The organism is Streptomyces sp. NBC_01017 (assembly GCF_045162795.1).
GTDB classification, from domain to species: Bacteria; Actinomycetota; Actinomycetes; order Streptomycetales; family Streptomycetaceae; genus Streptomyces; species Streptomyces machairae.
Map to the genome: position 1 here is coordinate 5,347,453 of NZ_CP108683.1, position 12,742 is coordinate 5,360,194.

Here is a 12,742-nt window from a genome sequence, read left to right on the forward strand (position 1 = left end):
CCTGCCACGCCCGGACGCACCTCGTCGGGCTAGGCTCCGGAGGCATGACGCACCCTGACGACCTGCTCGTCGAGATCGCCGCGATGGTGGAGTCGCGGCACAGCAGCCAGATGTCCCTGACCGTGGTGGTTCCGGGAGCCGTCATCACGGGCCGGCTCGCGCCGGAATCCCTGTGGAAGGAGCGGGTGGCCGAAGTCCTGCGGGACTCCGAGCACCTGGGGCAGTTCGCCCCCGCGTTCACCCGGCACCGAGCAGACCACGGGGACGACCACCAGGACAGCGACGGCCGCGGGCCGGACCACGGTGAGCGGCCCACGCACCTCCACTTCCACGTCGCCCGGATCCTCCAGGGCAGTTTCGGCATTCCCGACACGGGCGGCATGTACCGGGTCGCCCTGGAAGACGTGAGCGCCTGGACCATCGGCGACATCGGCTACTCGGACCAGTGAGGCCCGGACGCCCCACGCGGTCCTGACGTGCCGCCCCGACCGGCCGCTCGGTCCGACTACTCGGTTCCCGCGGCGTCGGCGCCCGTCACCTCGGTCACCTTCCACCGCTGGTTGGCACCGGAGTTCGCCAGCCACACGCCGACCCCGGCGCCGTCGTTCGTGGACTGCCCGGAGACCTCCGCGAGCCGGCCGGTGGCGGCGTTGACCAGGGTCCAGGTGCCGTCGCCGGTCGTCGACATGATCCACTGGGCGGCGCTGTCCCGGCGCCCCTCGTCCGGCTCGGCCACCAGGGCCCCGTCGCGGACGGCCAGGCGCTTGCCCTCGCTCGCCTCGGTGAAGGCGTACCGCTTGCGGTTGTCGGAGCCGCTGATCTGCTCCACCCGCCACTGCCGGCCGCTCGGGTCGGCCGCGTCGGCGCTCTTGATGACCAGCCCGGTGCCGTTGTCGGCGAGGGTGAGGTCCTTGCCGCTCTGGACGCCGGTCAGCCGGTAGGTGTGGCCCTTCTTCAGTTCGGCCGCGTCCTCCGCGACGCCGGACACACCCTTGACGAGGAAGGACGTCACCGACTGGGCGGGCACGGTGACCGTGGCCCGCTCACCGCTGACCCGGACCGCCTTGTGCCGCTCCAGCTTGCCGTCGGCGCTGGTCACCACCGGGGTGACGGTGGCCCGGGACGAGATCCGCCCGAACTTCGATAGGTCGAGGGTGACTTCGCGGGCTTCGGCGGTGCTGTTGACGTGGACGACGGTGGCCGCGTCGCCCTTGCGGGAGACGGCCGCGGTGCTGGACGTGTCGTTCGTCTTGATCAGCCGGTCGCCGGGCTTGATGTAGTGCGTGAAGTTCCGGGCCGTGTCGAACTTGGTGTTCGTGTAGACCGGGCAGGTCTCGAGCGTGTCCTGCGACGTGCAGCTGAACGACAGCTGGATCTCGCCCCAGTTGCCGCCCTTCGCGGACTCGCCGCCCGGCTTCATGTTGTCGTGGTCCTCGACGGGCTGCCAGAACACCCAGGCGCGGGGCTCCAGTTCGCGCAGGTCGTCGACGATGCGCTGGGCGAGGCCGAGGCCGGGCCGCATGTCCGTGAAGCTCTGGCCGTCGCCCCAGTCGCCCTCGACCTCGCTCATCCACAGCGGCTTGTCCGCGGCCTTGGCCAGGTCGCGCACCGTGGTGCGCTGGCCGGTGCCGTAGGTGTGGACGTTCATCTGGCCGACGAGGTCGCGCACTTCCTCGGGGTAGGAGTTCCAGTTCGTGGCGAAGGTACCGGGGTTGGTCTCGTCCATCGCGGAGATCTCCGCGTGGGTGCGGGACTTGGCCAGGGTCGGGCCCAGCGCGCTGATCACCTTCTGCTGGAGTTCCGGACCGATGTGGGCGCCTTCCTGACGGCCGCCGACGGGCTCGCCGTCCGGGCCCAGCCGGGTGCCCCAGTAGTTCGTGTTCGGCTCGTTGAACGGGTCCAGGGTGTCGACCTTGATGCCGTGCGCCTTCTCCAGGCGTTCGGTGGCGCCCACCAGGTACTCGGCGAAGTCGTCGACGGACTCCGTCTTGAGCTGGTCCTTGCCCGCGTCGAAGTTGCCGGAGACGTAGCCGCTCTCGGTCATGAACCAGGGCGGCGAGTTGCTGAAGGTCTCCCAGTGGGTGATGTCCTTCTTGATGCGGTCGATCCACCAGCGCTGCGTCTTGTCGGCCTTGGTGTTCCAGTCGGCGGGGTCGTCGGCGTCCCACCAGTCGACGTCCTCGCGGGTGGTGCCCGCCGGCGCCTTCCACCAGCCCTGGACCGCGCCGCCGGCCCGCAGGTAGTCCTTGACGTCGGGGGCGTTGCCGCCGCCGATGTTGTAGCGGGCGATGTTCAGCGCGAGGCCGTCGTCGCCGAAGAGGAGCTTCGCGAGCCGCTCGCGTATCGCGGGCGGGTAGTCACCGGTCGCGTTGGCGAACCAGACCAGGCTGGTGCCCCAGCCCTCGAACTTCTCCTGCTTGTAGGAGGGGTCCGGCACGACGGTGACCGAAGCGGCGGCCGTCGGGGTCTCCGCGTGCGCGGCCGGCAATGTGGTGGCGGCCAGCACGGTTCCGGTCGCGAGGGCCGTGATGCCGACCCCCAGGAGCCTTCTCTTACGGGTGCGGTGTGCCATGTCGAGTACTCCAGCTGGGGTTCGGTTCGGTGCGGTTCGGTGTGTTCTCGTATCGTTTCTGCTCGGAATGTTTACGTAAACATGCGTTGGCGGGATGTCTACACTGTCCGAATCTCAGGGGTCAAGGAGTCGTCGGGGACCGAAAGTTGCGTAGTCCGGCGACCTACGGGACAAGGTGGGCACGATGGGCACAGCGGACGGTGACGGCACACCGGCGGGGACGCGAAAGCGTGCCGCCCGCCCCCGTCAGGGCGCCTCCATGGCCGACGTCGCGCGCCTCGCCGGGGTCTCCTCCCAGACGGTCTCCCGCGTCTCCAACGGCTTCCCGGGCGTGAACGAGGAGACCCGGCAGGCGGTCCTGGCCGCGATGCGGGAGCTGGGCTACCGGCCCAACAGCGCCGCACGGGCCCTCAGGCGCGGCGAGTTCCGCACCCTCGGCGTGATCACCTTCTCCCTCTCCACCATGGGGAACATCCGCACCCTGGAGGCGATCGCGACCTCCGCCGCCCAGCACGGTTACGCCGTCACGCTGCTGCCCGTCGCCGTCCCGACCCAGGACGAGGTGAACGGCGCCTTCTCCCGCCTCGGCGAACTCGCCGTGGACGGGGTCATCGTCATCATGGAGATCCATCTGCTGGACGCCGCGACGGTCTCCCTGCCGCCCGGCGTCCAGGTCGTGGTCGCCGACTCGGACGCCGGCGACCGCTACACCGTCGTCGACACCGACCAGGCGGGCGGCGCCCGCGACGCCGTACGGCATCTGCTGGACCTCGGCCATGACACGGTGTGGCACCTCGCCGGGCCGGAGGACTCCTTCGCCGCGCAGCGCCGTGCCAACGCATGGCGGGGCGCCCTCACGGCAGCGGGCGTGGACCCGCCGCCCCTGGTGCGCGGCGACTGGTCGGCGGAGTCCGGTTACCGGGCCGGTCTGCGGCTCGCCGGACAGGCGGACTGCACGGCGGTGTTCGCGGCCAACGACCAGATGGCGCTGGGTCTGCTGCGCGCCCTGCACGAACGCGGCCGGAAGGTCCCCGACGACGTCAGCGTCATCGGCTTCGACGACATCCCCGAGTCCGCGTCCTTCCAGCCCCCGCTCACCACCATCCACCAGGACTTCGCCGAGGTGGGCCGCCTCTGCGTCGAGGGTGTCCTGAGCAAGATGCGGCACGGCGGCCCGGACCACGGCACGACGCTCGTCCCGACCCGGCTCGTCGGGCGCCGGAGCACGGCACCGCCGCCGAAGGGCATTGTTCGCGGCTGAGTGCGGGGTGACCGAACAATCCGTGCCCGCGTTGGACTGGTCCCACGGCGCCGGGATCCGGCCCGTGCAGACGGGTGCAGCGCACGGAGAGAGGTCGATCGATGGTCAAGAGGGTGAGCGTCGCCGTGGTGGCCGCCGCCGGGCTGGTACTGGCTCTCGGCGGGTGCGGGGGCGGGACGGACGAGGACGGGAAGGGCGAGGGCGGGAAGGCCGACGCGTCGGGGACCTCGGGCAAGGGGTCGGCCGAGCCGACGCCGGCAAAGTCACCGTCCGGGCAGCTGGTCAAGTGGGTCGGCGGCATGTGCGAGTCGACGGTGGCGCTCAAGGATCTGCGGTCGGACAGCGCCGCCGACCTGGGGGAGATCCGGGATTCGGACGCCCAGGCCGACCTGGTCGCCAGAGCCCGCGCCGTCGGCTACCTCGCCGGCACGCCCTCGGCGGTGGACGACGTGGAGAGCGGTCTGGCGGACCTCGGCCCGTCCGGCGTCCCCGCGGCCGACCGGCTGCGCGACGCCTGGCTGAAGAAGGTGCGGGGCGTCGTGGCCGAACTCGACCGGGTGTCCCCGAACCCGGCCGACGGCGACGCCGAGGGCAGTGCCGCGGACGTGGACAAGCTGGTCCAGTCCCTCACCTCGCCCCGGCCGGACCTGCCCGCGCTGGCCAAGCAGGACGCACGGCTCGCCGCCGCGTACGAGCGGGCGGAGCAGTGCGCCCCGGGCTGGAAGCCCGACGGCCAGGGCGAGGACACCGCCTCGCCGGCGCCCGTCCCCGACGGCCCGCTCCCCGAGGCGGCCGACGGCAGGAACTACGGCGCCTGCACGGACGGCGCGTGCGAGGTCCTGGTGACCTCCACGGCGAACATCACGGCGAACGACGTCACTGTGCACGTGTCCCTGGGCGACGACTACGTCACCTTCCAGACGGCGGGCACCCTGATGCAGCTCGGCGGCGCGGGCGGCGAGGCCGGCTTCGGCGACCGGCTGAAGGCGACCGTGGTCGCGCACAACAAGGACGGCGCGGTGCTGAAGTTCACCGCCCCCTGAGCCACCCCCGGACCGCACTCGAAAACCGCCCCTGACCGCTCCTACCGCCCCTCGCACACGTCCCGGTACCCGAGCCGCGGCAGCCGTTCCTCCCATTCGGCGCGGTTCAGGACGCCGCCGGTGCGGTCGCAGACGTAGGCCGTCGCGCGGTCCGCGTCCAGGGTCCACACCCGGGCCGTCAGGTCGTAGCCGACGGAGGCGAGGGTGGTGCCGTCCGCGCCGAACGCGACGGAGGTGACGGTGTCCGTGTGGCCGGTGAGTTCCTGGCCGTAGGGCTCGGCGCGGGCGGGGTCGGTCACGTCCCACAGGCGGACGGTGTGGTCACCGCTGCCGGTCGCGAGTGTCCGGCCGTCCGGGGCGAAGGCCAACGCCCTGACCGCCCCGCGATGCTCGGCCAGCTCCTCCCCCGACGGACGGACGCGGTCCGGCCGTCGCACGTCCCACAGCCGGACCGTACGGTCGTCGCTGCCGGTCGCCAGCGTCTTCCCGTCCGGGGCGAACGCCACCGCGTTGACCGGCTCGTCATGCCCGGTGAGGGCCGCGCCCGCGGGCCGCCCCCGGGTCCCGTCGCCCTCTCCGCCCACCTGCCACAGCCGTGCCGTGTCGTCCTCGGCGCCGGTGGCCAGGAGGCGGCCGTCGGGGCTGAAGGCCACGGAGGTGACGGCGTCCGTGTGGCCGCGCAGGGGCTCGCCGAGCGGCCGCACCCGGTCCGGGCGGCGTACGTCCCACAGCCGCGCGGTGTCGTCGTCGCCGCCGGTGGCCAGCGTGCGGCCGTCCGGGGCGAAGGCGACGGCGAGGACACCGCGGTCGTGCGCGTCGAGCGGTTCGCCGAGCGGGGCGGGACGTTCGGGCGTGGAGAGGTCCCACAGGCGTACGGTCCCGTCCCTCGAACCGCTTGCCAACGTACGGCCGTCCGGGGCGAAGGCGACGGACAGGACCGCGTCCTCGTGGCCGAGCGTCCGCGGGATCCGGCGTGGGCGGTCCGGGCGGCGTACGTCCCACAGGCGGATCAGGCCGTCGTCCGTGCTGGCGACGGCGAGCAGGCGGCCGTCGGGGCTGAAGGCGACGGCGGTGAGCGGGTTGGTGAAGTCCGTGAGGACGGTGGGCGGCCGGTGCCACAGCAGGACGCCGCCGTCGGCGCCGGCGCCGGCGAGGGTGCGGCCGTCGGGGCTGAAGGCCACCTCCCACACGGCCTCGGTGTGCCCGGTCAGCGGCTCCCCGAGCTGTAGCGGATAGGCGGGGTTGGCCACGTTCCACAGCAGGGGCCGGTCGTCCTCGCCCGCGGTCGCCAGGGTCTCGCCGTCGGAGCTGAACGCCACCGACATGACGGGCGCGGTGTGCCCCCTGAGCGGTTCGCCCAGCGGCTGGACACGGCCCGGGTCGGACGCGTCCCACAGGCGCACGGTCTCGTCGAAGCCGGCCGAGGCCAGCGTGCGGCCGTCCGGGGAGAAGGCCAGTGTCCAGACGGGGTCGGTGTGTTCCCGCAGCGGCTTGCCGAGCGGTGCGATCCCGGTCCCGTCCTTCCTCCCGGCGTCCTCGCCGAACCGCCACATCCGTACGGTCCCGTCGTAGCCGCCCGTGGCCAGGGTCTCCCCGTCCGGGGCGAACGCGACCGCGCGGACGCTGCGCGCCTCGGATGCGTCGGCGTCGACGGGCTCGCCGATCGGCGCGGGGCGTGCCGGGTCGGTCATGTCCCACAGGCGTACGGTGCCGTCGTCGCCGGCGGTGGCGAGCGTCGTGCCGTCCGGGGCGAACGCGGCGGAGACGACGTTCTGCTCGTCGTGGCTCACGAGCGGCCGGCCGAGAGCGCGGGGCCGCGACCGGTCGTGCACATCCCATAGTTGGATGCCGCCGCCTTTCCCCGTGGCCACGAGCAGGTCACCGTCCCGCGGGGAGAAGGCGACCGCGCCGACGCCTCCCGTACCGAGGCGCAGCGGTGCGCCCAGCGGCTTGCCCGCCGCCGTGTCCCACAGCCGGACCAGGCCGTCATGGCCGCCGCTCGCGAGGGTGTGGCCGTCGGGCGCGTACGCGACGGAGCCGGCGACACCGTCGTGGCCGGGCAGCCGGGTGGCCAGCACCCGGCCCGCGTCCGAGGCGAGCCGGGTCCGCAGGTCCGGGGTGGAGCGCATGCGGTACGCGGCCACGTCGAGCCGGGCGGCCACCCCGGCCTGGGTGTCGCGGACCCGGTCGGCCTCGGCGGTGAGCCGGCCGAAGACGGCTTCGTCGCGTTCCGCCTGCGCGGTGGCACGGGCCTGGAGGGCGACGACCGCGGTGCCGGTGGCGAGCAGGGTGAGTGCCGCGAGGACGGCCACGACCGTACGGCGCAGCAGCGCGGCGCGGTGCCGGCGCCGGAGCGAGGCGGTGAGGAACTGCCGCTCCAGTGGGGTGAGTTCCTCGCTGCGGCCGCCCTCGGGTGCGGTGTCGCGGGGGAAGGTGTCGCGGGGGAAGGCGTCGCGGGCCGCGGACAGCCGGGACCCGGCGTAGAGTGCGGCGTTCTCCTGCCCGAGGGCCTGCCAGGTGCGGGCCGCCTCGGAGAGGGAGCGGTGGACGCGCAGCCGGTCGCGTTCGGCGTCGATCCAGGCGCGCAGGCGGGGCCATGCGGTGATGAGGGCCTCGTGGGCGAGGTCGACGGTGCCGTCGTCGAAGGTGATGAGACGGGCCCGGACCAGCCGTTCCAGTACGACCCGGGTGTCGGCGGGATTGCCGAGGTCGAGCTCGGCGTGGTCGGTGGGGCGGCGGGTGTCCGGTGCGCCGGGGGCGACGAGGCGGAGCAGAATCCGGCGGGCCGACTCGGCCTGCGGTGCGGTGAGTTCGCCGTACACCTGCTCTGCCGTGCGGACGACGGCGCCGTGCAGTTCACCGGCCGCCTCGTACGCGCTCTCGGTCAGGACGCGGCCGCTGCGGTGGCGCCAGGTCTCCAGCAGGGCGTGGGACATCATCGGCAGTCCGCCGGGGGCACCCTCGACCTCGTCCAGGAGGCGGTCGGTCAGGGCGCGTTCGACGATCAGTCCGGCCGCGGCGGCCGGGCGGACGATGGCCTCCCGCAGCTCGGCCCGGCTCATCGGACCGGCGAGCAGCGTGGCGTCCTGCAACGCGGCGGTGAGGCCCGGGTGTTCGGCGCACCGGCCGAGGAAGTCGGCCCGCACCGCGATGACGACCCGCAGCCGGCTGTCGGCGTCGCCGGCGGCGACGAGGCGGTCGATGAAGGCGTCCCGCTCGGCCGGGTCGGCGCCGAGGGTGTACAGCTCCTCGAACTGATCGACGATCAGCCAGGTGTCGGCGTCGGTGTCCGGCACGGGCACGAGCCGCTCGGCGTGAGTGCGCAGCGGGTCCGCGCCGGGCGTGAGGATGCGTACGGCCGCGGGAGGCACGTCGCGGGGATCGCCGCCCTCACCGCCGCCCGCGATACGCAGCCGGGGGATCAACCCGGCCCGCAGCAACGAGGACTTGCCGCTGCCGGACGGGCCGAAGACCGCCGTGAAGCGGTGTTTGCGGTTCAGCTCGGTCAGCCGCTCCACCAGCTGGTCCCGGCCGAAGAACAGATCGGCGTCGCCCGGTTCGAACCGGGTCAGGCCACGGTACGGCGGCCGGGAGCTGTCGTCGGCCGCGGCTGCCTCGGCGGCCAGCTCGTCCGACACCTCGCGCCAGCGCCGCTCCCACTCGCTCAGGTCGCCGCCGCACGCCTTGACGTACGCGAGCGTCACCGCGCGGGAGGGCAGCTGCTTTCCGGCGGCCGCCTGCGACAGGGTGGTCACGCCGTACCGGGCCCGCTCGGCCATCGCCCGGTAGGTGGGCTTCCCCGCGGACTCGCGCAGGGCACGCAGTTCGGCGGCGAAACGCGGTACCGGTCCGGCCTCCGGATCAAGCTCGCCCTCGGTACGCCCCGGCCCCGGTTGTCCCGACACGTGGCCCGCCCTCCCCTTCGGTCACCCTCGACCGACTCTCCGACGTATCGCCGGTCGGGGCACGGGCGTTCACCCGATCCTCACGGTTCCTCCGGGCCACTCGGTGCGGTGAGCCGAGGGTTACGCCGTTCAACGGCTTGCCGACCCGTCCCGCCGACTCCGCCCCGGGAATCCAATGTGACGCCCCATTAGGGGTCGGAGCCCCAGGAGGCCCGTCGCCGAAGCCGCCGACCTCGCCCGGCAACGGCAGCAGATGGCCACGGTCCGCAGAACCGAGCGGAACGCCGCGGTCATCGCAGCCGTTCTCCCTGACTCGCGATCCGTTTCCCGCCGGCGGCCGGACGGAAGCCTGGATGTCACGTCACGGATGGCCCAAGGGCGACGCCTTGGCGCGGCGCGCCTGCCGGTACTCGTCGTACATGCGATCGCCCTCAGTGCAGGGGAGGTTCGCGTTCGCTCCCTCGTCGTCCAAGGTTCGGCAGGCCGGGCACTTCACGGAGTGCTCACCCAGGCGCCGCAGGGCGGTCTGCTCGCGTGTCTCGCCCTTGATGGCGAGCCGCTCGTAGTGGTCGCACAGGGCATGCAAGACGCGGGCCAGGCATCGGGCATGGGCAACCCGGGACTGCAGCGTGGCGCCCGGCGTGTGGCGCAGTTTCCCTCGGGCCTCCCCAATGCATCCCAGGGCACAGAACGTCGAAGTGTCCTTGGGCCGCGGCCCGGCTGCCCGCTCTACCTCGGGAATGATCAGCGCCAGGTGCCCGCGCAGGGTGAGGGTGAGCGTGTCGAGTTCGCCGGCATTGGGTGGCGGCGCATCCGGGGCGTCATCCGGCCCGAGCAGCTGGCGCACACTGGCGCGCATCGTGCTGATGTCCGGCGGATCGGCCGAGCCCGGGCCTGCTGAAGTGGGTAGGTAGGTGGCATCTGTTGGCATGTCGGCGCTCCAGGCAGCGTTGGCCACGCCCCGGGAGGCCAGTACCTCGTCGGGGTCTGAGGGCTCAATCTTCCGAGCACGTACGGCTTCTGACTTCCCTCCGAGGGGTACCCGTCATGGGTACCCTCACCGTCAGACCACGCCGTCACCGAGCGCGATGAGGCACCTCATGTCCGGTCACGAACCGCCAACCGCGCTCCCCCGTGGGCTACTTGAGCGCCCCGACGTGCGATCCGCGCTTGCTGCCCACGACTTCGGCACCGTGATCCACGTCGCCCGCACCGAGGCGGGCATCAGCTACTCGATGATCGCGGCCGAGTGCGGCATCAAGCCGGAGCGCGTGGGGACGCTGGCCAAGGGACAGGGCAAGGTGGCTACCTTCGAGAAGATCGCCGCCATCGCCGATGCGCTGCGTATCCCTGGTCACATGGTGGGGCTGGCCCGGCGCCCGTGGGAGGCGGCGCCCGAGGGCTCGGCGGACGCGGGACGCCGGGAGTTCCTCAAGACCTCCGCTGCCGCCGGACTCGCCGTGGGCCTCCCCGAACTCTCCCGGGCCTCCGAGGGTGGCCGAGTCGGCAGCGATCTGCCCGAGCGGCTACGACAGCGCACGACCCGCTTGCGGCGCCTCGACGACGTCCTCGGCGGCGGCGACACCTACCGCACCTACCTCGGCGAGTACCAGGCCACCAGGACGCTCCTGCGCCGCGGCTCGTACACCGAAGAGACGGGCCGCAGGCTGCTGTCCGTACTCTCCGAGCAGGCGCAGCAGGCCGGTTGGGCCGCGTTCGACGGCGGCCGGCATGCCGAGGCGCGCGGCCTGTACGAAGCCAGCCAGAAGGCCGCGGTCGATGGCGGCTGTGCCGCGCTCGCCGGGAACGCGCTCGCCTTCCTGGCGTACCAGGGACTGTGTGGGGACCAGCATGCCCGGCAGAACGCAGTACAGACCGCTGCCCGATCGTGCGCCATGGCCGGCCGCGACGCGGCACCTGGGGTGCGGGCCCTGCTGTACGAGCGGCTCGCGTGGGCGCACGCGGTGGCGGGCCACGCCGACGAGACGGAGCGTGCCCTGGACGCCGCTCGCGCCGCGCTCGCCGAGGTCGACGGCGCGCCCCAACCCGACTGGGCGGCGTGGGTCGACGAGACTGAGCTGCAGATCATGTACGGCCGTTGCTGGACGGAGCTCCGTCGCCCGCTGCGGGCGGTGCCCGTCCTTGAAGCAGCGCTCGCCCGGTACGACGACTCACACGCGCGGGACAAGGCGCTATATCTGTCGTGGCTCGCCGACTCGTACCTGACCGCCGGGGAGATCGAGCAGGCAGCCACGGTCACGGGCCGCGCGCTCGACCTGTCCTCCGGGGTCGCGTCCGTACGTCCGCGCGAGCGGCTGGCGCCGGTACTGCAACGGCTCGGTAAGCACCAGGCGCTGCCCGTGGTCGCCGACGTCCTGGACATGGCTCGCAGTTGAGCTACTCGGCAGAGCTGGTGTTCGCGGCGATCCAGTCGAGGCAGCCCTGCGCCCCGGTCTCGATCGCCACGGCGGCGATCTCCGGGTTCCGCCACGGGTGGTTCGCCAACAGGTGAGCCTCCAGCTCCGGGTAGCGGGCTCGGGTGGTCTTCAGCAGCAATTGCCATTCCTCGCCCGTTCCGAACTCACCGTTGTGCCAGAACGCGGAAGTGACGGGGCCGATGATCTGCGCACCGGCGGCGAGCCGTTCGGCGACGGCAGTGCGGGCGAGGTCGATGGCCTGGTCGCGGGTGGGGGTTGCCGTGGATACCTGAAGGTAGTCAGCCATGGGCGGGAGCGTATGCGGCGCCCGCGACCATGTGTAAGGCCCCCCGGCGCGGCCGTAGTGGCCCGTGCCGGGGGCTTCTGGCTACACCGTCGGGACTGTCCACTCCACCGGCTCATCCAGATCCCCCGGCGAATACAACACCCGCTCCGCTCGGCCGAACTCCTCGGGCACCTCGAACAGGATGTAGCCCCGCACGCAGTCCCCGCCCCGCACCTTCGCGTCCAGGGGGTACGCCGGCTGAGGCAGCCCACCCCCGCTCACGTGCGTCGGCTCCACCCGCGCCCCGTCCTCGTACGCGAGCGACCACGTGAACGGACTCACCTCGATCGGCTCATCACTCCGGTTGCACACCTTCACCTGGACCGTCGCGAACTTCTGCCCCTCTTGCAGAAGTCCCGGCGGGCTGGTGACGCCCTGGTTCTTGTAGGTGAGCGTGGCTGCGGAGAAGTCGTTGCCGCCAGCGCTGATGTCGACGATGTCGCCGAGCTTGTACGTCTCCTGCCTGGGTGACGGCGTGGGGCTCGGGGTAGGGCCGGCCGACTCTGTGACGGAGGCTTTCGCCACGGTCGGCTCATCGGTGTCGTTCGATGAGCAGCTGGCGGTGAGGCCGGCGAGTAGCAGGCAGACGGCGATGGTGGTGCGGGTGCGCATAGTCCCCCTGGACGTGCGTGCTGGAGAGGGCATGAGATGCGGTTGCTGGCTGTGACGTGCGGCTTCATGCAGGGATGTCACCCGTCCGGCACGCGAGGTGGGGAGGTACGGCACCACGATGCACTCCGGAGGAGCATCCGGACACGGACCCGGGCCCGCCACTCGCATGAGCAACGAGGCCGGGGCTGACGGCGGGAGCACCACGCTGCGCGGTCTGGATCAACCGGCGGAAGCCTATGGCCTACTTCCCGATGCTGATCTTGTCGTTGTCGAGGAGCGCGGTGTGCGTCGCGGCGGTGATGATCAGAAGAACCATGAGGAACCCGGGCACTGGGCTGGTGGAATCAGGGTTGGGACTGATCGCGAAGGCGATGGAGAATACGGCGATCTCCCCGACGACGTAGGCGATGGCCAGCCATGGCTTCACGACGCCCTTGACGGCGGCGACGACGAAGGGGACTGCGGCAGCGAGGCCGACGGTCACGATCGGAACCAGTACCCAGATCACCTTGGCGACCGTGGAGTTGAACATGCGCGGCCGGGCTGGTGTTAAGGGCTGATTGAAGTAGGGGTTGCTGGTCATACG

Annotated in this window: 10 protein-coding genes; 4 read left to right on the plus strand and 6 right to left on the minus strand. The window is 72.3% G+C overall.

What is annotated here, in order from left to right:
- The first annotated feature begins 44 nt into the window (after positions 1-44).
- Positions 45-449, plus strand: a complete 405-nt coding sequence (locus OG331_RS24365; RefSeq protein WP_406199717.1) for a hypothetical protein — start codon at positions 45-47, stop codon at positions 447-449.
- Between the two features lie 56 nt (positions 450-505).
- Here the strand turns inward: OG331_RS24365 and OG331_RS24370 are convergent, their stop codons facing one another.
- A complete protein-coding gene (locus OG331_RS24370) occupies positions 506-2,572 on the minus strand; it encodes an RICIN domain-containing protein (RefSeq protein ID WP_406199719.1) in 2,067 nt (688 codons plus the stop codon).
- 259 nt (positions 2,573-2,831) lie between these two features.
- On the opposite strand from OG331_RS24370, the gene OG331_RS24375 reads away from it, so the two are divergent.
- Both OG331_RS24375 and OG331_RS24380 read left to right on the plus strand, forming a co-directional pair.
- Complete coding sequence (locus OG331_RS24375) at positions 2,832-3,833, plus strand: LacI family DNA-binding transcriptional regulator (RefSeq protein WP_406210244.1); 1,002 nt, start codon at positions 2,832-2,834, stop codon at positions 3,831-3,833.
- Positions 3,834-3,934: 101 nt separating this feature from the next.
- Positions 3,935-4,876, plus strand: a complete 942-nt coding sequence (locus tag OG331_RS24380; RefSeq protein WP_406199721.1) for a hypothetical protein — start codon at positions 3,935-3,937, stop codon at positions 4,874-4,876.
- A gap of 41 nt (positions 4,877-4,917) precedes the next feature.
- Here the strand turns inward: OG331_RS24380 and OG331_RS24385 are convergent, their stop codons facing one another.
- A complete protein-coding gene (locus OG331_RS24385) occupies positions 4,918-8,781 on the minus strand; it encodes a WD40 repeat domain-containing protein (RefSeq protein ID WP_406199723.1) in 3,864 nt (1,287 codons plus the stop codon).
- A 361-nt stretch (positions 8,782-9,142) separates the two neighbouring features.
- On the minus strand, positions 9,143-9,739 hold the full coding sequence (locus OG331_RS24390; protein ID WP_406199725.1) for a DUF6415 family natural product biosynthesis protein: 597 nt from the start codon (positions 9,737-9,739) through the stop codon (positions 9,143-9,145).
- Positions 9,740-9,938: 199 nt separating this feature from the next.
- Between OG331_RS24390 and OG331_RS24395 the strand changes: the two genes are divergently transcribed.
- Complete coding sequence (locus OG331_RS24395) at positions 9,939-11,177, plus strand: twin-arginine translocation signal domain-containing protein (RefSeq protein WP_406199727.1); 1,239 nt, start codon at positions 9,939-9,941, stop codon at positions 11,175-11,177.
- Between the two features lies 1 nt (position 11,178).
- Here the strand turns inward: OG331_RS24395 and cutA are convergent, their stop codons facing one another.
- The 3 genes from cutA to OG331_RS24410 all read right to left on the minus strand — a co-directional run bounded on the left by cutA (position 11,179) and on the right by OG331_RS24410 (position 12,739).
- Entirely contained in the window at positions 11,179-11,505 is a 327-nt protein-coding gene (gene cutA / locus OG331_RS24400) for a divalent-cation tolerance protein CutA (protein ID WP_406199730.1), read from the minus strand.
- 81 nt (positions 11,506-11,586) lie between these two features.
- Entirely contained in the window at positions 11,587-12,156 is a 570-nt protein-coding gene (locus tag OG331_RS24405; protein ID WP_406199732.1) for a DUF4352 domain-containing protein, read from the minus strand.
- Between the two features lie 241 nt (positions 12,157-12,397).
- On the minus strand, positions 12,398-12,739 hold the full coding sequence (locus OG331_RS24410) for a hypothetical protein (protein WP_369272307.1): 342 nt from the start codon (positions 12,737-12,739) through the stop codon (positions 12,398-12,400).
- Positions 12,740-12,742 lie beyond the last annotated feature (3 nt).

Bases quoted from the DNA above. Each gene is read 5' to 3' on its own strand.
- OG331_RS24365 (WP_406199717.1), top strand. From the start codon at position 45: ATGACGCACCCTGACGACCTGCTCGTCGAGATCGCCGCGATGGTGGAG.
- OG331_RS24370 (WP_406199719.1), bottom strand. From the start codon at position 2,572: ATGGCACACCGCACCCGTAAGAGAAGGCTCCTGGGGGTCGGCATCACG.
- OG331_RS24375 (WP_406210244.1), top strand. From the start codon at position 2,832: ATGGCCGACGTCGCGCGCCTCGCCGGGGTCTCCTCCCAGACGGTCTCC.
- OG331_RS24380 (WP_406199721.1), top strand. From the start codon at position 3,935: ATGGTCAAGAGGGTGAGCGTCGCCGTGGTGGCCGCCGCCGGGCTGGTA.
- cutA (WP_406199730.1), bottom strand. From the start codon at position 11,505: ATGGCTGACTACCTTCAGGTATCCACGGCAACCCCCACCCGCGACCAG.
- OG331_RS24405 (WP_406199732.1), bottom strand. From the start codon at position 12,156: ATGCGCACCCGCACCACCATCGCCGTCTGCCTGCTACTCGCCGGCCTC.
- OG331_RS24410 (WP_369272307.1), bottom strand. From the start codon at position 12,739: ATGACCAGCAACCCCTACTTCAATCAGCCCTTAACACCAGCCCGGCCG.